The 17,729-nt window shown below is 53.7% G+C and carries 18 protein-coding genes and 1 CRISPR repeat array; of the genes, 17 read left to right on the top strand and 1 reads right to left on the bottom strand.

Going from position 1 to position 17,729, the window contains the following annotated elements; genetic code table 11:
- Window positions 1–128: 128 nt before the first annotated feature.
- From casA to cas2e, 7 genes are read left to right on the top strand one after another with little or no spacing between them, the layout of a single operon-like run.
- Window positions 129–1,664 (top strand): type I-E CRISPR-associated protein Cse1/CasA, encoded by a 1,536-nt coding sequence (gene casA / locus ACLJQJ_RS11375; protein ID WP_063809719.1) that lies wholly within the window; start codon window positions 129–131, stop codon window positions 1,662–1,664.
- 16 nt (window positions 1,665–1,680) lie between these two features.
- On the top strand, window positions 1,681–2,283 hold the full coding sequence (casB, locus tag ACLJQJ_RS11370; protein ID WP_023181493.1) for a type I-E CRISPR-associated protein Cse2/CasB: 603 nt from the start codon (window positions 1,681–1,683) through the stop codon (window positions 2,281–2,283).
- A 22-nt stretch (window positions 2,284–2,305) separates the two neighbouring features.
- Window positions 2,306–3,364 (top strand): type I-E CRISPR-associated protein Cas7/Cse4/CasC, encoded by a 1,059-nt coding sequence (cas7e, locus tag ACLJQJ_RS11365; RefSeq protein ID WP_063809720.1) that lies wholly within the window; start codon window positions 2,306–2,308, stop codon window positions 3,362–3,364.
- A gap of 9 nt (window positions 3,365–3,373) precedes the next feature.
- Window positions 3,374–4,099, top strand: a complete 726-nt coding sequence (gene cas5e / locus ACLJQJ_RS11360; RefSeq protein ID WP_063809721.1) for a type I-E CRISPR-associated protein Cas5/CasD — start codon at window positions 3,374–3,376, stop codon at window positions 4,097–4,099.
- Window positions 4,099–4,803 (top strand): type I-E CRISPR-associated protein Cas6/Cse3/CasE, encoded by a 705-nt coding sequence (cas6e, locus tag ACLJQJ_RS11355; RefSeq protein WP_063809722.1) that lies wholly within the window; start codon window positions 4,099–4,101, stop codon window positions 4,801–4,803. The genes cas5e and cas6e overlap by 1 nt, the downstream gene beginning before the upstream one ends.
- Window positions 4,803–5,720, top strand: a complete 918-nt coding sequence (gene cas1e, locus ACLJQJ_RS11350; RefSeq protein WP_000118674.1) for a type I-E CRISPR-associated endonuclease Cas1e — start codon at window positions 4,803–4,805, stop codon at window positions 5,718–5,720. The genes cas6e and cas1e overlap by 1 nt, the downstream gene beginning before the upstream one ends.
- A gap of 2 nt (window positions 5,721–5,722) precedes the next feature.
- On the top strand, window positions 5,723–6,016 hold the full coding sequence (cas2e, locus tag ACLJQJ_RS11345; protein ID WP_000062282.1) for a type I-E CRISPR-associated endoribonuclease Cas2e: 294 nt from the start codon (window positions 5,723–5,725) through the stop codon (window positions 6,014–6,016).
- Between the two features lie 84 nt (window positions 6,017–6,100).
- Window positions 6,101–8,875: direct repeats of the CRISPR family, unit length 29 nt; unit sequence GTGTTCCCCGCGCCAGCGGGGATAAACCG.
- Window positions 8,876–8,889: 14 nt separating this feature from the next.
- Here the strand turns inward: cas2e and ACLJQJ_RS11340 are convergent.
- Complete coding sequence (locus ACLJQJ_RS11340; RefSeq protein WP_000490481.1) at window positions 8,890–9,936, bottom strand: aminopeptidase; 1,047 nt, start codon at window positions 9,934–9,936, stop codon at window positions 8,890–8,892.
- Window positions 9,937–10,186: 250 nt separating this feature from the next.
- Between ACLJQJ_RS11340 and cysD the strand changes: the two genes are divergently transcribed.
- From cysD to ACLJQJ_RS11290, 10 genes are all read left to right on the top strand, one after another.
- Complete coding sequence (gene cysD / locus ACLJQJ_RS11335; protein ID WP_000372384.1) at window positions 10,187–11,095, top strand: sulfate adenylyltransferase subunit CysD; 909 nt, start codon at window positions 10,187–10,189, stop codon at window positions 11,093–11,095.
- A 9-nt stretch (window positions 11,096–11,104) separates the two neighbouring features.
- Window positions 11,105–12,544 carry a sulfate adenylyltransferase subunit CysN gene (gene cysN, locus ACLJQJ_RS11330; protein ID WP_001092256.1) on the top strand — a complete coding sequence of 480 codons (1,440 nt, stop codon included), beginning with the start codon at window positions 11,105–11,107 and terminating at the stop codon, window positions 12,542–12,544.
- Window positions 12,531–13,136, top strand: coding sequence for an adenylyl-sulfate kinase (cysC, locus tag ACLJQJ_RS11325; protein ID WP_001173663.1), 606 nt, complete (start codon window positions 12,531–12,533; stop codon window positions 13,134–13,136). Before cysN ends, cysC begins: the two co-directional genes overlap by 14 nt.
- Before the next feature lie 50 nt (window positions 13,137–13,186).
- The gene (locus tag ACLJQJ_RS11320; protein ID WP_001537530.1) at window positions 13,187–13,510 is read left to right on the top strand and encodes a DUF3561 family protein; all 324 of its coding nucleotides are present in this window, start codon (window positions 13,187–13,189) and stop codon (window positions 13,508–13,510) included.
- Between the two features lie 190 nt (window positions 13,511–13,700).
- Window positions 13,701–14,012, top strand: coding sequence for a cell division protein FtsB (ftsB, locus tag ACLJQJ_RS11315; protein WP_000517480.1), 312 nt, complete (start codon window positions 13,701–13,703; stop codon window positions 14,010–14,012).
- An 18-nt stretch (window positions 14,013–14,030) separates the two neighbouring features.
- Complete coding sequence (gene ispD, locus ACLJQJ_RS11310) at window positions 14,031–14,741, top strand: 2-C-methyl-D-erythritol 4-phosphate cytidylyltransferase (RefSeq protein WP_000741642.1); 711 nt, start codon at window positions 14,031–14,033, stop codon at window positions 14,739–14,741.
- Window positions 14,741–15,220: a 2-C-methyl-D-erythritol 2,4-cyclodiphosphate synthase gene (gene ispF, locus ACLJQJ_RS11305; RefSeq protein ID WP_001219244.1), complete on the top strand. Its 480-nt coding sequence runs from the start codon at window positions 14,741–14,743 to the stop codon at window positions 15,218–15,220. Before ispD ends, ispF begins: the two co-directional genes overlap by 1 nt.
- Entirely contained in the window at window positions 15,217–16,266 is a 1,050-nt protein-coding gene (gene truD / locus ACLJQJ_RS11300; RefSeq protein ID WP_000134246.1) for a tRNA pseudouridine(13) synthase TruD, read from the top strand. Before ispF ends, truD begins: the two co-directional genes overlap by 4 nt.
- Complete coding sequence (surE, locus tag ACLJQJ_RS11295; protein ID WP_001221537.1) at window positions 16,247–17,008, top strand: 5'/3'-nucleotidase SurE; 762 nt, start codon at window positions 16,247–16,249, stop codon at window positions 17,006–17,008. The genes truD and surE overlap by 20 nt, the downstream gene beginning before the upstream one ends.
- Window positions 17,002–17,628, top strand: coding sequence for a protein-L-isoaspartate(D-aspartate) O-methyltransferase (locus ACLJQJ_RS11290; RefSeq protein ID WP_000253545.1), 627 nt, complete (start codon window positions 17,002–17,004; stop codon window positions 17,626–17,628). The genes surE and ACLJQJ_RS11290 overlap by 7 nt, the downstream gene beginning before the upstream one ends.
- Window positions 17,629–17,729 lie beyond the last annotated feature (101 nt).

The raw sequence follows: 17,729 nt of genomic DNA, 5'->3' as shown, positions 1-17,729 counted from the left end.
TTTTCGTCTTCGAGAAAATGTAGTATAACTCCGATGACAGTATTTAAGAGATACCTCAGGACGGAACCTACCTATAGGTAGGTAATATTCCAAATTGGCTTAATAAATAGCCCTGCAGGAGTAAAGGTATGGATTTAACCAAAGAGAAATGGCTTCCCGTCATATTCTCAAACGGCGATAAAAAGAAAATATCATTACGCGATCTTCTGGATAACCGCATTCAGGATCTTGCCTATCCTCGGGCTGATTTTCAGGGGGCGGCATGGCAAATGCTGATTGGTATTTTACAATGTACCGTCGCGCCGGAAGATAAAGAAGAATGGGCAGATATCTGGCATGAAAGTATCGAATTCGAACAATGGGAGAAGGCGTTAAATACGATTTCTCTGGCTCTACAGTTCGGCGAGCAAAAACCTTCCTTCCTGCAAAGTTTTGATCCTCTCGATAGTGAATATGGTTCTATTGCCGGGCTGCTGGTGGATGCGCCGGGCGGGAATGCGCTCAAGCTCAATAAAGATCATTTTGTAAAACGTGGCAACGTAGAACAAATATGTCCTCACTGCGCGGCGATAGCGCTATTTGCGATTCAAACCAATTCACCTGCCGGCGGGGCGGGTTACCGGGTAGGGATGCGCGGCGGTGGTCCGCTGACTACGCTGGTGGTACCGCAGGAAGAAGATAAATATCCACTATGGAAAAAACTTTGGCTTAACGTTTTGCCGCAGGAAGAGCCGCTGAATGTTACACAGCATCCACTCATTTTTCCCTGGCTTGCGCCGACGAAAACCAGCGAAAAAGCGGGGAATGTGGTCACACCGGATAATGCGCACCCCTTGCAAGCCTACTGGGGGATGCCGCGGCGCATAGAACTGGATTTCACCCACACTGTGGCAGGTATCTGCGATTTGTGCGGGGAGCATCACGAATCACTGCTACTGCAAATGTGTAGTAAAAATTATGGCGTTCAGTACGACAGTTGGCTACATCCCTTCTCCCCATATCGGCAGGCATTGAAAGATCCATCCGCACCCTGGCTGGCGTTTAAAGGGCAGCCGGGCGGGTTAAGTTATAAAGACTGGTTGGGGCTGATGCTCAATCGTGAGGATAAGTTCAACAAAATGCAGCCTGCAAAGGTCGTTCGTGCCGCTGGTCAGCGGAACAAAATGAGCCTGTGGTGCTTTGCCTGGGATATGGATAAGGCCAAGGTCCGCTGCTGGTATCAGCACCGTATTCCGCTCATTAGCGTTTCGCACGAAGAGCAATTTCTCGCTGCACTTAACACCGTGCTGGTGCTGGCTAGTGAGTCGCTGTCGCTGTTACGGAACGCGTTAAAGAGCGCCAAATTCGATTGTCCGAAAGAAGCCAAAATGGATTTTAGTATGGTGGATATCGCCTTCTGGCAGGAAACCGAACCCGCTTTTCGGACGTTGCAAGAGGTGCTGGCTGTCGATCCGCTTCGGCAGGATACGCAGACTCGCCACGCAGTAAGTCAGTGGGAGGCGGAATTAGCACACTATCTATTTCACGTTTTTGACCGTGATGCCCTGACCAACCCCGACTGCCCGGACGATATCCTGCAGCGCCAGCTGACGGCCCGACAGGATTTAGCCAGCAGCTATCGTAAACATAAAGCGCGCAAGGATGTGTTGGCGCTGGTCGAATAACAGAAGGAAGCCAAATATGCTGAACAGCAATACCGCAGCGTTATGCAGAATTCTCCACCCCGATGCGCAGAAGGCGCTACTTGGCTGGTTTGCTACGCTGTCTGAGCGTTATGAGCACAAGGATGGTAAACGAGTCAACGGTCGCGCCTGGCGGGCTGAGTTGAAAAGAATGGCGCCGCCATATGGCGTAATGATATGTGAAGGGCATGACGCTCTCCGCCAGGCTCTGCTTAAACATATGCGACTGCAACCTCTTGATGAGATGGCTCTGGCTCTGTTTGTCAGCGTCGCTGTGCATATTAAGAGTCATAAGGCGAATATTAGTTTCGCTGCGCAGTTAGGGGAAAAGCTTAAAGGTTCCACGTCGTGCGTTTCTGGTCTGCGTTTTGAACGTTTGCAAAAAGCGTCCGACCCGGAAACATTTTGCCAGTTGTTGATTCAGGCAGTGAAGATTCGCGGTACGGAGGGGGTGAATGTTCTTTCACTTGCCGATGGCATTTTCCTGTGGATGGAAGAGTGGCAACGACGCGAAAACCATCAGCCGGAATTCCGTAACCCCTTTGAACGAAATCGCATCCGTTGGGCGAACGAATATCTTTCCACGTCGCGTGGCAAATAATCATTTTTAGAAGGATTTGATAATGACAACTTTTATTCAACTGCATTTATTGACTGCTTATGCGCCCGCTAACCTGAATCGTGATGAGTCTGGCAGACCGAAGACCGCGTTTATGGGAGGAGTTGAGCGTTTACGCGTATCGTCGCAAAGTCTGAAGCGTGCCTGGCGGGTGTCGGAAACTTTTGAAGCGGCAATGGATGGTTTTATGGGTAAGCGTACTCGTCGAATTGGCGTGGATTATGTTTATCGTCCGATGAAAGATGCCGGAATTGAAGAAAAAATTGCTAAGAGTTCGTCTGATTTAATCGCTAAGCAATTTGGCAAGCTTAAAAGTGATAAAGATACGAAACTGGAAAAAAATCTCGAAATTGAGCAGATCGTTCACGTCAGTAACCATGAAATTAGTTTGATTAAACAACTGGTTGATACGCTAATTTCCGACAAACGCGAACCTAACGATGAAGAAGTGAAGCTTCTGCGCAAAGAGCAGCGTAGCGTAGATATGGCGCTGTTTGGCCGTATGCTGGCGTCATCGCCTGAGTTCAACGTCGAGGCTGCTTGTCAGGTATCCCATGCGTTGGGCGTAAGTGCCGTGACCGTTGAGTCTGATTTTTTCACCGCCGTTGACGATCTGAATAATAAAGAGGAAGACGCAGGTTCCGGGCATATGGGCGAGCAGGGTTTTGCCTCGGCGCTTTTCTATACCTATGTCTGTATCAGCCGCGATCTGCTGGTGGAAAACCTGGGTGGTAACGAAGAACTGGCGAAGCGTACTATCGCGGCACTCACTGAAACAGCGTTAACCGTCTCGCCAACCGGTAAACAAAACAGCTTCGCTTCTCGTGCCTATGCCACCTATGCGTTGGCCGAAGTCGGGCAAAAACAACCGCGTTCTCTGGCGGCGGCATTTTTCCAGCCGGTACGCGATACCGATCAAATTCCTGCGGCAATAACCCGTTTAAAACAGCAGCGCGCCAGCTTCGATAGCGTATACGGAAACTGTGCAGACGATTATCGCGAGTTGAACGTTCAGGAAGGTACGGGATCTCTGGCGGAATTACTGGCCTTTGTTAGCCAGTAAGGATGAATAATGAAGGAATATCTGGTTTTTCAGCTCTATGCGCCGCTGGCGTCGTGGGGGGAAGAAGCGTCTGGCGAGATTCGCCACTCAGCTACGGTTCCCACGCGCTCTGCGCTATTGGGTCTGCTTGCCGCAGCGTTAGGAATTCGTCGCGACGAAGAAGCGCGGCTGAATAACTTTAACCGGCACTATCATCTGGCGGTGCACGCGTTGGCTTCACAAGATCGCTGGTTGCGGGATTATCACACGGTTAGCGCGCCGCGAGAAAACAAAAAGTATCGTTATTACACGCGCCGGGATGAACTGACTCTCGCGCCGGATGAAGTGGGGACGCTTATCTCGCAGCGAGAATATCGCTGCGACGGCTACTGGCATGTGGCAATAAGCGCCACGCCTGATGCACCACATTCGCTTAGCGAATTGCGAGAGGCGCTGCTGACACCGCATTTTCCGCTCTATCTGGGGAGAAAATCCTGCCCGCTGGCGTTACCGTTAGCGGCGCGTTTAGTGACCGGCACCTTAAAAGAGGTATTCACCCATGCTGTGGAGGAGATTTCCGCAGCGGAATTAAGTGGATTTACCCTGCGTGAGGGCATTTGTTATTGGGATGATCCTGATGAGGAGAGTCTGGTCTGGCAACAAAAGCAGCATAGCAATAACCAGCCAGTTAGCCGCCAACGCTGGCAGTTTGGCGGCTACACCCGCTTCAATGGGCCGTTGCAGGAGAGAACATAATGTATCTTTCTCGTATTCAACTCCGGTTTAATAAGTTGCGACCGGAGATGTTGGCAAAGTGGAATTCAGCCAGGCCTTATGCCAGCCACCAGTGGTTATGGCAGCTCTTTCCGGAACAGGAATTGCGTCAGTTTCTGTTTCGCGAAGAGGCGCATGGCGGCTTTTTTATGCTCTCGGCAATACCGCCGTTATCGCAGCACTCCCTGTTTCTTATTGAAACCAAACCATTTAATCCGCAACTGACAAATGGTCTTGAGCTTGATTTTCAACTACGAGCTAACCCGGTGATAACCCGTAACGGTAAGCGCAGTGACGTGATGATGAACGCGAAACATCAGGCGAAGGCGAATGGTGTGGAGAAAGAGCGGTGGTGGGAGCTTCAACAGCAGGCCGCGCAGGCGTGGCTGGAACAACAAGGGCAGCAGCATGGTTTCCGGTTGATTGCACCGGAACCTGATGATTTCGCTATGTGGGCTGGTGACGAGTACAGTGAATTGCAGGCGCATTGTGGATGCGTGCAAGCGTATCAGCAGCATCGTTTTGTCCGTAAAGACCAGGAAAACCCAATCACTTTCAGTAGCGTTGATTTTAGCGGTGCGCTCTGTATCACCGATGCAGCACTGTTTAAACAGGCTTTATTTTCCGGATTAGGTAAAAGTAAAGCGCTGGGCTGCGGAATGCTGATGGTAAAAAGGAAACGCTGATGAGCTGGCTGCCGCTGAATCCCATCCCGTTGAAAGACCGTGTTTCGATGATATTTCTCCAGTACGGACAAATAGATGTGATCGACGGTGCGTTTGTGCTTATCGATAAAACGGGTGTACGTACCCATATTCCTGTTGGATCGGTGGCCTGCATCATGCTGGAACCGGGGACGCGGGTTTCCCATGCCGCCGTGCGACTTGCGGCAACGGTGGGTACGTTACTGGTGTGGGTGGGGGAAGCGGGCGTACGCGTTTACGCTTCGGGGCAGCCAGGTGGTGCCCGTTCCGACAAATTGCTTTATCAGGCGAAACTTGCACTGGATGAAGATTTGCGGCTGAAGGTCGTGCGTAAAATGTTTGAATTACGTTTTGGCGAACCCGCGCCGAGCCGTCGTTCTGTAGATCAATTGCGTGGTATTGAGGGGAGCCGTGTGCGGGCAACCTATGCACTACTTGCTAAGCAGTATGGCGTGAAATGGCAGGGACGTCGCTACGATCCGAAAGACTGGGAGAAAGGCGATGTCATTAATCAGTGCATCAGCTCGGCAACCTCCTGCCTCTATGGCGTAACGGAGGCGGCAATACTGGCTGCCGGATATGCGCCCGCGATTGGATTTGTGCACACCGGCAAGCCGCTTTCTTTTGTCTATGATATTGCCGATATCATTAAATTTGAGACCGTTGTACCGAAAGCATTTGAAATTGCGCGACGTAATCCTGCCGAGCCTGATCGTGATGTCCGTATTGCCTGCCGGGATATCTTCCGCAGTGGAAAAACATTGGCGAAATTGATTCCTCTTATTGAAGATGTTCTCGCGGCAGGGGAAATTCAACCGCCGTTACCTCCTGAAGATTCACAACCCATAGCGATCCCTCTTCCTGTTGCGTTGGGAGATTCCGGTCATCGGAGTACCTAACGATGAGTATGCTGGTTGTCGTTACCGAAAATGTTCCTCCTCGTCTGCGGGGGAGGCTGGCCGTCTGGTTACTGGAAATTCGAGCTGGTGTGTATGTTGGTGATGTTTCCGCAAAGATCCGCGAGATGATATGGCAACAGGTTTCCGTTCTGGCAGATGAGGGAAATGTTGTTATGGCGTGGGCGACAAATACAGAATCAGGTTTTGAGTTTCAGACTTTTGGTGTAAATCGACGTATTCCGGTAGATCTTGATGGACTGCGATTGGTGTCGTTTCTACCTGTTGAAAATCAATAAGTTATAGATCTTTAAAAATTAGGAAAAGTTGGTGGGTTTTTTGTGCGCTAAAAAAGTATTTAAATTCAATTGGGTAGATTTAGAGTGTTCCCCGCGCCAGCGGGGATAAACCGTCACTATGTTAGGTATTTTCAAAAAGAAAGCTGTGTTCCCCGCGCCAGCGGGGATAAACCGTGGGCAAAGTCTGGTTGTGTTATTGGAAGACTGTGTTCCCCGCGCCAGCGGGGATAAACCGCGCAAGAAAGAGAGCAGTTTGCTCACTACCGGGTGTTCCCCGCGCCAGCGGGGATAAACCGTAGTCGCAATCGACTTTATTCAGTAATCAATAGTGTTCCCCGCGCCAGCGGGGATAAACCGAAAAGTTACCGTTCCCCCCGTTTCAGAGAACAGTGTTCCCCGCGCCAGCGGGGATAAACCAGTACCATCCTCATATCGTTTTTGAGTTATATCGTGTTCCCCGCGCCAGCGGGGATAAACCGGGACGGGTAACAGCGTGCTTGGTTCTGGTAACGTGTTCCCCGCGCCAGCGGGGATAAACCGCCTTCAGGCGAGCATCCGTAAAATTCTAATGGGTGTTCCCCGCGCCAGCGGGGATAAACCGAGGCCGGGTTTTTTGATGGTGTGGTGATGGCAGTGTTCCCCGCGCCAGCGGGGATAAACCGCAACATAGCTCGTAGTTTCTTAAAGGTGATTTGTGTTCCCCGCGCCAGCGGGGATAAACCGAGTTAATCGCTATCGATGCAGGGGGCGATTTTGTGTTCCCCGCGCCAGCGGGGATAAACCGTTTGCAAATCTCACCACATACCAGGCGCGACAGTGTTCCCCGCGCCAGCGGGGATAAACCTTGTCTGTAACTCATGCCTTCCCTCATCTGGCCGTGTTCCCCGCGCCAGCGGGGATAAACCGGATACTGATGGTGGCAAGCTGCCTACTTTTAAGTGTTCCCCGCGCCAGCGGGGATAAACCGGAGTGGAATCCTCAATATCCAAACGGGGAATTGTGTTCCCCGCGCCAGCGGGGATAAACCGGAGGCGTGGGAGGTTCTGCTGCCGACAATCCGGTGTTCCCCGCGCCAGCGGGGATAAACCGGGAGAGCGCCTTTTTGATAGCGTCAGTCAGGGGTGTTCCCCGCGCCAGCGGGGATAAACCGCAAATGAAAAATGGTTTAAAGGAGGTCTGTAAGTGTTCCCCGCGCCAGCGGGGATAAACCGCTCGGCATTCGCGCAACAACCCTGGTTGTCCCGTGTTCCCCGCGCCAGCGGGGATAAACCGGCGTACGGGGCTAACCCGTTCCAGTTGCTGCCGTGTTCCCCGCGCCAGCGGGGATAAACCGATATCAGACTCGGAGCGCTTAACTTTGAGTGCGTGTTCCCCGCGCCAGCGGGGATAAACCGCGCGATTTAACATTGATTCAAAAGGGGAATGTGTGTTCCCCGCGCCAGCGGGGATAAACCACCCATGAGCTGATCCGCAAGGCTGGCCGCAACGTGTTCCCCGCGCCAGCGGGGATAAACCGGTCATTGGCGTGGCTGGCGCAGCAATCGGCGGGTGTTCCCCGCGCCAGCGGGGATAAACCGACAGCTTGAACCGATTGAATTCGGACAGTTATGTGTTCCCCGCGCCAGCGGGGATAAACCGCAAAGAGAAAATGGAGCGCCTGCAATCAACGTGTGTTCCCCGCGCCAGCGGGGATAAACCGCTGGTGGCCGCACTGTGTGCCGACGGGGAATTGTGTTCCCCGCGCCAGCGGGGATAAACCGTACAGTAAAACGCTAAACTTTTTTATTGTCGCGTGTTCCCCGCGCCAGCGGGGATAAACCGCGCCGCTGGTGCAGACGCCGCGCCAGCCGTCAGTGTTCCCCGCGCCAGCGGGGATAAACCGCAACGATTTAGCCCCGACATTTGACACTATGCGTGTTCCCCGCGCCAGCGGGGATAAACCGGTTTCGTTTTTATTGCAGCTAATAACGACAGCGTGTTCCCCGCGCCAGCGGGGATAAACCGAAAAAAGCGCCCGCATGATGGCGCGGTTACTTGTGTTCCCCGCGCCAGCGGGGATAAACCGCAGACGAAAATCAGCCCGCATATTCCGACACAGTGTTCCCCGCGCCAGCGGGGATAAACCGAAAGCGCGGATCAGGCTAACTCAATCAAATCGGTGTTCCCCGCGCCAGCGGGGATAAACCGCCGCTGACGGTGGCCGCACGTTAGATGCTGAGGTGTTCCCCGCGCCAGCGGGGATAAACCGCAGCGACACCACCCGCCCGGGGACATTGCGCAGTGTTCCCCGCGCCAGCGGGGATAAACCGAGCTGTCGCCTGGCGAGTGCTCGACGCTCAATGTGTTCCCCGCGCCAGCGGGGATAAACCGAGTAGAGCTGACCGTTTCGCTGATTGCGCTGAGTGTTCCCCGCGCCAGCGGGGATAAACCGGTTTTGCGCCGCCATACCTGCCTGACCAACGGGTGTTCCCCGCGCCTGCGGGGATAAACCGGTGGGGCGGACAGGCTGCCAGAGGCATTGGATGTGTTCCCCGCGCCAGCGGGGATAAACCGTTTGGGAGGATCGTCAGGGACTCCCGCGCCCGGTGTTCCCCGCGCCAGCGGGGATAAACCGGCGTGCGCCGGGATATTGCGCCGCGCCGAGAAGTGTTCCCCGCGCCAGCGGGGATAAACCGAATGGTCCGCAGCTCTGCGCGCAACGCCCGGTGTGTTCCCCGCGCCAGCGGGGATAAACCGCGCAGAAATCCGTAATCGCATGGATCAAAAGTGTGTTCCCCGCGCCAGCGGGGATAAATCGGGGAAAAAATATTTTGCCAAAATGTTCACTTACGTGTTCCCCGCGTCAGCGGGGATAAACACGTTTCACCAGCTTATCAGGACGTTTTTTCCGCCTTCGCCAGCTCTTTTACCAACGGCAGCATTATCCGCACTACATCGCGGCTACGGCGCTCAATTCGCCCAGGCAGCGCCTTGTCAATATGCTGTTGATTATCAAGCCGTACGTCGTGCCAGCTATTGCCGTTCGGGAAGGATGCATTTTTCACGCGTTGCTGGTATCCGTCTTTTTTACCCAGATTCCAGTTCGTCGCCTCAACAGAAAGCACCGATATTCCCGCTTTATCGAAAACCTCCGCATCATTACAGCAACCCGTTCCTTTGGGGTAGGATGGATTGCGTCCCGGATTGGTGTTGGCGGCGATACCATAACGGCGCGCAATCGCTAATGCCCGATCGCGGGTCAGTGTACGCACCGCTTCCGGCGTATTTTTCCCGCTATTAAAATAGAGCTTGTCGCCAACAATCAGGTTATCGAGATTAATGACCAGCAGCGTATTTTTCTTCTCAGCGTCACTCATTCGTTTGAGTAAATTTTCCGCGCCTAGCTTTCCCTCTTCTTCCCCGCTGGTGGCGATAAAACGAATCCCGTAATGGGTCGGTATATCTTTCAGACGCGCCGCCAGTTCCAGCATAACGCCTAATCCCGCGGCATTATCATCCATTCCCTGTAACGTTAAACCGCCCAGATTGGCATCGACATCAGCGTCGCTCTGCGGAGCGTAGGTATCCAGATGCGCCATAATGATGATCTGCTGCGGCACGCGCCCTTCATGGGCGGCGATGACCGTACTGCCCGTCACGTTATGCCAGTTTTTGCGATTATCCTTCGTGGTATAAATAAATCGGCTATTAAACGTTCGAATATCGCTTTGGTATCCCATCTGGGTAAATTGTTGGCGTAAATAATCGGCAGACAACATCTCGGCGGGGGAGCCCGTCATTCTCCCGGGAAAAAAGGTGGCGATATGTCGTGCCTGAGTATTCGCTATTTCACCAGGCCCTGGTGATGCTGCTTGTGCAGGAAGGATAAAGCCTACGCCGAGCGCCAGAATGACGGCAAAGCGGCGCGTTGCGGAAAACATAATGAGTCCTTAAATACAGAACAAAATTTTACGTGGCTAGTATGAAACCGCGATCGTGTTAATACAATTTCATTTGCTCCTAAATGCTGGCAATCCGGTACGTTAAGCATTTTTTGATATTGGTTTTTGGGCCGCGTTATTCCTTTGAGGAACTACTCATTCCAATTCGTCATTTCATTCACTCTCCTGCGCTCCCTATAGTCGTGTAATCGAAATGTTTAGCAAAAAACGGTATTGCAAAGGAACGGTTATGGATCAAAAACGACTCACCCACCTGCGGCAACTGGAGGCGGAAAGTATCCACATTATCCGTGAAGTGGCAGCGGAATTCGCTAATCCGGTCATGCTGTACTCCATTGGTAAAGACTCCAGCGTCATGCTGCATCTGGCGCGTAAGGCGTTTTATCCGGGTACGTTACCGTTCCCGCTATTGCACGTTGATACCGGTTGGAAATTCCGTGAGATGTACGCCTTTCGCGATCGTACCGCCAACGCATACGGCTGCGAATTGCTGGTACATAAAAATCCGGAAGGCGTGGCGATGGGCATCAATCCGTTCGTTCACGGTAGCGCTAAACACACCGACATTATGAAAACCGAAGGGTTAAAGCAGGCGCTGAATAAGTACGGTTTTGATGCCGCGTTCGGCGGCGCACGGCGCGATGAGGAAAAATCCCGTGCGAAAGAACGTATTTACTCCTTTCGTGACCGTTTCCATCGCTGGGACCCGAAAAATCAGCGTCCAGAGTTGTGGCGTAACTATAACGGTCAGATTAATAAAGGCGAAAGTATACGCGTCTTCCCGCTCTCCAACTGGACAGAGCAGGATATCTGGCAATACATCTGGCTGGAAAACATCGACATCGTGCCGCTGTATTTGGCTGCTGAACGCCCGGTTCTGGAACGTGACGGCATGTTGATGATGGTGGATGACGATCGTATCGATCTCCAGCCCGGCGAAGTCATCAAAAAAAGGATGGTGCGCTTCCGTACACTTGGCTGTTGGCCGCTCACCGGGGCGGTGGAATCCCACGCGCAAACGCTGCCGGAAATTATCGAAGAGATGCTGGTTTCTACCACCAGCGAGCGCCAGGGGAGGATGATTGACCGCGATCAGGCGGGGTCGATGGAGCTTAAAAAACGTCAGGGGTATTTCTAAGGAGCCGCCATGAACACCATACTTGCACAACAAATCGCCAATGAAGGCGGCGTCGAAGCCTGGATGATTGCCCAACAGCACAAAAGCCTGCTGCGTTTTTTAACCTGTGGCAGCGTTGATGACGGTAAAAGTACGCTGATAGGTCGTTTGCTGCACGATACCCTGCAAATTTATGAAGATCAGCTCTCTTCTCTGCATAATGACAGTAAACGTCATGGCACGCAGGGAGAAAAACTCGATCTGGCGCTACTGGTAGATGGGCTGCAGGCCGAGCGTGAGCAGGGCATTACTATTGACGTCGCGTACCGCTATTTCTCCACGGAAAAACGAAAATTTATTATCGCCGACACGCCGGGCCATGAACAATATACCCGGAATATGGCGACCGGAGCGTCCACCTGCGATCTGGCGATCCTACTGATCGACGCGCGTAAAGGCGTGCTGGATCAGACGCGTCGCCATAGCTTTATCTCCACTCTGTTGGGGATCAAACACCTGGTGGTGGCAATCAACAAAATGGATCTCGTTGACTACCGCGAAGAGACCTTCGCCCGTATTCGTGAAGATTACCTGACCTTTGCTGAACAGTTGCCGGGCGATCTGGATATTCGCTTTGTCCCGCTTTCGGCGCTGGAAGGGGATAATGTCGCCGCGCAGAGCGCGAATATGCGCTGGTACAGCGGTCCGACGCTGCTGGAAGTCCTGGAAACGGTAGACATACAGCGTGCGGTAGACCGTCAGCCGATGCGCTTTCCGGTACAATATGTCAATCGCCCGAACCTTGATTTTCGGGGGTATGCCGGCACTCTGGCGTCTGGTAGCGTCAAAGTCGGAGAGCGCATTAAAGTGCTGCCGTCTGGCGTGGAATCCAGCGTGGCGCGTATCGTCACTTTTGATGGCGACAAAGAAGAAGCCTGTGCGGGCGAAGCCATTACCCTGGTACTCAACGACGACATTGATATTAGCCGCGGCGATCTGCTGCTGGCGGCAAACGAGACGCTGGCACCTGCGCGGCACGCCGCGATCGACGTGGTATGGATGGCGGAACAGCCGCTGGCGCCGGGCCAAAGCTACGACGTTAAACTCGCGGGTAAGAAAACCCGCGCGCGTATCGAGGCTATTCGCTATCAGATTGATATCAACAATCTGACCCAACGAGACGTCGAGAGTCTGCCGTTAAACGGTATTGGTCTGGTGGAGATGACATTCGATGAGCCGCTCGCGCTGGATATTTATCAGCAAAATCCGGTGACGGGCGGGCTGATTTTTATCGACCGACTTTCTAACGTCACCGTGGGCGCTGGCATGGTGCGGGAACTGGATGAACGCGGAGCGACGCCGCCCGTGGAATACAGTGCGTTTGAGCTGGAGCTGAATGCGCTGGTACGCCGTCATTTTCCGCACTGGGACGCCCGCGATTTGCTGGGAGATAAACATGGCGCTGCATGATGAGAACGTGGTCTGGCACTCTCATCCCGTTACTGTCGCAGCTCGTGAACAGCTCCACGGCCACCGTGGCGTGGTGCTGTGGTTTACCGGGCTCTCCGGTTCGGGAAAATCAACGGTGGCCGGCGCGCTGGAAGAGGCGTTACATCAGCGTGGCGTCAGTACCTACCTGTTGGATGGCGATAATGTGCGCCACGGTTTGTGCCGTGATTTAGGCTTTAGCGATGCCGATCGCCAGGAAAATATCCGGCGGGTAGGCGAAGTGGCCAGTCTGATGGCGGACGCTGGCCTGATTGTTTTGACGGCATTTATTTCTCCGCACCGCGCCGAGCGGCAACTGGTAAAAGAGCGCGTCGGCCACGATCGTTTTATCGAGATTTATGTCAATACGCCGCTGGCTATCTGTGAACAGCGCGATCCTAAAGGGTTGTATAAAAAAGCGCGTGCGGGCGAGTTGCGTAACTTTACCGGCATCGACGCCATTTACGAAGCGCCTGACTCGCCCCAGGTTCATCTTAATGGTGAACAATTAGTAACAAATTTGGTTTCCCAATTATTAGACCTGCTGAGACGGCGCGATATTATCAGATCCTGAGACACCACCGGGCTTGTATGCCCGGTATGGTCAAGGTTACAGGATTTAATATGCGTAATAGCCATAACATTACTTTCACAAGGTCAGACGCCTTCATGGTCGACGATGACGCCACCAGTGCATTTCCGGGGGCGGTGGTCGGCTTTGTGTCATGGCTGTTGGCGTTGGGGATCCCTTTTCTGCTTTATGGCCCTAACACGCTGTTTTTTTTCCTCTATACCTGGCCCTTTTTCCTCGCGTTAATGCCGGTATCGGTGATTATCGGCATTGCGTTGCATCTGCTGGTAAAGGGCAAAATACTTTTTAGCATCATGTTTACTCTACTGGCCGTAGGCGCGCTGTTTGGCGCGTTATTTATATGGCTATTAGGGTAGACGGGTTATCAGTGCGCCTCCGGTCATAATTCAAACCGTAACCAACAATGAGATTATGTTCTCCTTACTCGGGTATACGTAACATCCGGCAAATGTGGTACATTTGCCGGCGTTGTCGCGGCAATCCCGTCCTGAATGTGGAGTCACAGAGGACGTTATGGGATGATGATGCCGTTTTTCAGGGGGCAGGATGGGTAAACTAACGCTGCTGTTGCTGGCTTTACTGGTCTGGCTACAGTACTCGCTGTGGTTCGGTAAGAACGGCATACATGACTATAGCCGCGTCAACGATGATGTGGTCGCGCAGCAGGCGACAAACGCCAAACTTAAAGCGCGTAACGATCAGCTTTTTGCCGAAATTGACGATCTCAATGGCGGCCAGGAAGCGATTGAGGAGCGCGCGCGCAACGAACTTAGCATGACCAAACCGGGCGAAACCTTCTATCGTCTGGTGCCTGACGCCTCAAAACGCGCGGCAACGGCGGGGCAAACTCATCGATAAACCATCCAGGGATTTAACATGGCAGCCACTTTATTGGACGTTTGCGCCGTGGTGCCGGCTGCCGGATTTGGCCGCCGAATGCAAACAGAATGTCCTAAGCAGTATCTCTCAATCGGTAATAAAACCATTCTGGAGCACTCAGTTCATGCGCTGCTGGCGCATCCTCGGGTGACACGCGTTGTTATTGCTATCAGCCCTGGCGATCATCGCTTTGCCCAACTTCCGCTGGCGGATCATCCGCAAATCACCGTTGTGGATGGCGGCAACGAACGCGCTGATTCCGTTTTGGCCGGGTTACAGGCCGTTGCAGAGGCGCAGTGGGTGCTGGTGCACGACGCAGCAAGACCCTGTTTGCATCAGGATGACCTTGCGCGGTTGCTGACCATCAGCGAAAACAGCCGGGTCGGCGGTATCCTCGCCAGTCCGGTGCGCGACACCATGAAACGCGGCGAACCGGGGAAAAACGCTATTGCCCATACCGTAGAGCGCGCCGATTTATGGCACGCGCTCACCCCGCAGTTTTTCCCCCGCGAACTCTTGCACGATTGTCTGACGCGTGCGCTGAATGAAGGCGCGACCATCACCGACGAGGCGTCAGCGCTGGAGTATTGTGGTTTTCATCCGGCGCTGGTAGAAGGTCGCGCGGATAACATCAAGGTCACCCGTCCGGAAGATCTGGCGCTGGCGGAATTTTATCTGACCCGAACCATCCACCAGGAGAAAGCATAATGCGAATTGGACACGGTTTTGACGTACACGCGTTTGGCGGAGAAGGGCCGATTATTATTGGCGGCGTGCGTATTCCTTATGAAAAAGGGCTATTGGCGCATTCCGATGGCGATGTGGCGTTACATGCGCTGACCGATGCGCTGCTGGGCGCGGCGGCGCTTGGCGATATCGGCAAGCTCTTCCCGGATACCGATCCGGCATTTAAGGGAGCGGATAGCCGCGAACTACTGCGTGAAGCCTGGCGTCGTATTCAGGCGAAGGGGTACACCCTCGGCAACGTGGATGTCACCATTATTGCGCAGGCGCCGAAAATGCTGCCGCATATTCCACAAATGCGCGTCTTTATCGCCGAAGATCTCGGCTGCCATATGGATGACGTTAACGTGAAGGCGACGACGACGGAAAAGCTCGGATTTACCGGACGCGGAGAAGGCATTGCCTGCGAAGCGGTCGCGCTGCTGATGAAGGCGGCGAAATGACAGAGTTTGACAATCTCACCTGGCTGCACGGAAAACCACAAGGTAGCGGATTGCTGAAAGCGAATCCGGAAGATTTTGTGGTGGTTGAAGATTTAGGCTTTACGCCGGATGGTGAAGGCGAGCACATTCTGCTGCGTATTTTGAAAAACGGTTGCAATACCCGTTTTGTCGCTGACGCGCTGGCGAAATTCCTGAAAATTCACGCTCGCGAAGTGAGCTTTGCCGGGCAAAAAGATAAACACGCCGTTACCGAGCAGTGGCTGTGCGCGCGCGTGCCGGGGAAAGAGATGCCCGATTTCAGCGCCTTTCAACTGGAAGGTTGTAAAGTGCTGGAATACGCGCGTCACAAGCGTAAGCTGCGTTTAGGCGCGCTGAAAGGCAATGCCTTTACTCTGGTGTTGCGTGAAATAAGCGATCGCCGCGATGTCGAAACACGATTGCAGGCGATTCGCGATGGCGGCGTGCCGAACTATTTCGGCGCACAGCGATTCGGCATTGGCGGCAGCAACTTGCAGGGCGCGCTGCGCTGGGCGCAAAGTAACGCGCCGGTGCGCGATCGCAATAAACGCAGTTTTTGGTTGTCGGCGGCACGTAGCGCGTTGTTTAATCAAATTGTTCACCAGCGGCTGAAGAAACCAGACTTTAATCAAGTTGTTGACGGCGATGCGCTACAATTAGCGGGGCGTGGAAGCTGGTTCGTCGCGACATCTGAAGAACTGCCTGAATTGCAGCGCCGGGTAGACGAAAAAGAGCTGATGATTACAGCATCGTTGCCGGGCAGCGGAGAGTGGGGAACACAGCGTGCGGCGCTGGCGTTTGAGCAAGATGCCATTGCCCAGGAAACGGTGTTGCAATCGCTGTTGCTGCGCGAAAAAGTAGAGGCGTCGCGCAGAGCGATGCTGCTTTATCCGCAACAATTAAGCTGGAACTGGTGGGATGACGTTACCGTCGAGTTACGTTTCTGGCTGCCCGCAGGCAGTTTTGCCACCAGCGTAGTAAGGGAACTGATCAACACAATGGGTGATTATGCGCATATTGCTGAGTAACGATGACGGGGTTCACGCGCCCGGTATACAAACGCTGGCGAAAGCGCTGCGTGAGTTTGCTGATGTACAGGTCGTAGCCCCGGATCGTAACCGCAGCGGCGCGTCTAATTCCCTCACGCTGGAATCTTCGCTTCGTACTTTTACCTTTGATAATGGCGATATCGCCGTACAGATGGGGACGCCGACCGATTGCGTCTATCTGGGCGTTAATGCCTTAATGCGTCCGCGTCCGGATATTGTCGTTTCCGGTATTAACGCGGGTCCGAATCTGGGCGATGATGTGATCTATTCCGGTACAGTCGCCGCGGCGATGGAAGGTCGTCATCTCGGCTTTCCGGCATTAGCGGTCTCCCTTAACGGCTATCAGCATTATGATACGGCTGCAGCCGTGACTTGCGCGCTTTTGCGAGGGTTAAGCCGGGAGCCGTTGCGTACCGGGCGTATTCTCAACGTGAATGTCCCGGATCTACCGTTAGCGCAGATTAAAGGCATCCGCGTGACTCGCTGTGGTAGCCGCCATCCAGCGGATAAAGTAATCCCGCAGGAAGATCCGCGCGGTAATACATTGTACTGGATTGGCCCGCCGGGCGATAAATACGATGCCGGGCCGGATACCGATTTCGCGGCGGTGGATGAAGGCTACGTCTCCGTCACGCCGTTGCATGTGGATTTAACCGCGCACAGCGCGCATGATGTGGTTTCAGACTGGTTAGACAGCGTGGGAGTTGGCACGCAATGGTAAGTGGACGTGTACAGGCTCTTCTTGAACAATTGCGCGCGCAGGGCATCAGAGATGAGCAGGTGCTTAATGCGCTTGCCGCAGTGCCGCGCGAGAAATTTATTGATGAAGCGTTTGAACATAAGGCCTGGGAAAATATCGCTTTGCCGATAGGCCAGGGTCAGACGATTTCGCAGCCCTATATGGTGGCGCGAATGACGGAACTGCTCGAACTGACGCCGCAATCCAGGGTGCTGGAAATTGGCACCGGTTCCGGCTATCAGACGGCGATTCTGGCGCATCTGGTACATCACGTTTGCTCCGTTGAGCGGATTAAGGGGCTGCAATGGCAGGCGCGTCGCCGCCTGAAGCAGCTCGATTTACATAATGTTTCTACCCGTCATGGCGATGGCTGGCAAGGCTGGCAGGCGCGTGCGCCGTTTGACGCTATCATTGTGACGGCCGCGCCACCGGAAATTCCTACCGCGCTCATGGCACAGTTGGATGAAGGCGGCATTCTTGTTCTGCCCGTGGGCGATGAGCAGCAGTTTTTGAAACGCGTGCGTCGCCGGGGCGGCGAATTTATTATCGATACCGTGGAGGCCGTTCGCTTCGTCCCGTTAGTCAAGGGAGAGCTGGCCTAGTTTGCTCTGCAAACACCCACTCTTACGCCTGATGAAGCCGAAACGAATACCTGGAGTTTTCCTGGTTATTCCCGGTGGGTTAAGCGTATCGTGAACACATT

Origin of the sequence: Salmonella sp. SAL04202, from assembly GCF_046550775.1 — a bacterium.
Taxonomy (GTDB): domain Bacteria; phylum Pseudomonadota; class Gammaproteobacteria; order Enterobacterales; family Enterobacteriaceae; genus Salmonella; species Salmonella enterica.
The sequence above is the reverse complement of the archived record's forward strand: the minus strand, read 5'-3'. Positions and strand labels throughout refer to the sequence as shown.

Coding starts and splice junctions, on each gene's coding strand:
- casB (WP_023181493.1), top strand. CDS start 1,681: ATGCTGAACAGCAATACCGCAGCGTTATGCAGAATTCTCCACCCCGAT.
- casA (WP_063809719.1), top strand. CDS start 129: ATGGATTTAACCAAAGAGAAATGGCTTCCCGTCATATTCTCAAACGGC.
- cysN (WP_001092256.1), top strand. CDS start 11,105: ATGAACACCATACTTGCACAACAAATCGCCAATGAAGGCGGCGTCGAA.
- ACLJQJ_RS11290 (WP_000253545.1), top strand. CDS start 17,002: ATGGTAAGTGGACGTGTACAGGCTCTTCTTGAACAATTGCGCGCGCAG.
- cysD (WP_000372384.1), top strand. CDS start 10,187: ATGGATCAAAAACGACTCACCCACCTGCGGCAACTGGAGGCGGAAAGT.
- cas5e (WP_063809721.1), top strand. CDS start 3,374: ATGAAGGAATATCTGGTTTTTCAGCTCTATGCGCCGCTGGCGTCGTGG.
- cas6e (WP_063809722.1), top strand. CDS start 4,099: ATGTATCTTTCTCGTATTCAACTCCGGTTTAATAAGTTGCGACCGGAG.
- ispF (WP_001219244.1), top strand. CDS start 14,741: ATGCGAATTGGACACGGTTTTGACGTACACGCGTTTGGCGGAGAAGGG.
- ACLJQJ_RS11340 (WP_000490481.1), bottom strand. CDS start 9,936: ATGTTTTCCGCAACGCGCCGCTTTGCCGTCATTCTGGCGCTCGGCGTA.
- truD (WP_000134246.1), top strand. CDS start 15,217: ATGACAGAGTTTGACAATCTCACCTGGCTGCACGGAAAACCACAAGGT.
- cas1e (WP_000118674.1), top strand. CDS start 4,803: ATGAGCTGGCTGCCGCTGAATCCCATCCCGTTGAAAGACCGTGTTTCG.
- ftsB (WP_000517480.1), top strand. CDS start 13,701: ATGGGTAAACTAACGCTGCTGTTGCTGGCTTTACTGGTCTGGCTACAG.
- cas7e (WP_063809720.1), top strand. CDS start 2,306: ATGACAACTTTTATTCAACTGCATTTATTGACTGCTTATGCGCCCGCT.
- ACLJQJ_RS11320 (WP_001537530.1), top strand. CDS start 13,187: ATGCGTAATAGCCATAACATTACTTTCACAAGGTCAGACGCCTTCATG.
- cas2e (WP_000062282.1), top strand. CDS start 5,723: ATGAGTATGCTGGTTGTCGTTACCGAAAATGTTCCTCCTCGTCTGCGG.
- cysC (WP_001173663.1), top strand. CDS start 12,531: ATGGCGCTGCATGATGAGAACGTGGTCTGGCACTCTCATCCCGTTACT.
- surE (WP_001221537.1), top strand. CDS start 16,247: ATGCGCATATTGCTGAGTAACGATGACGGGGTTCACGCGCCCGGTATA.
- ispD (WP_000741642.1), top strand. CDS start 14,031: ATGGCAGCCACTTTATTGGACGTTTGCGCCGTGGTGCCGGCTGCCGGA.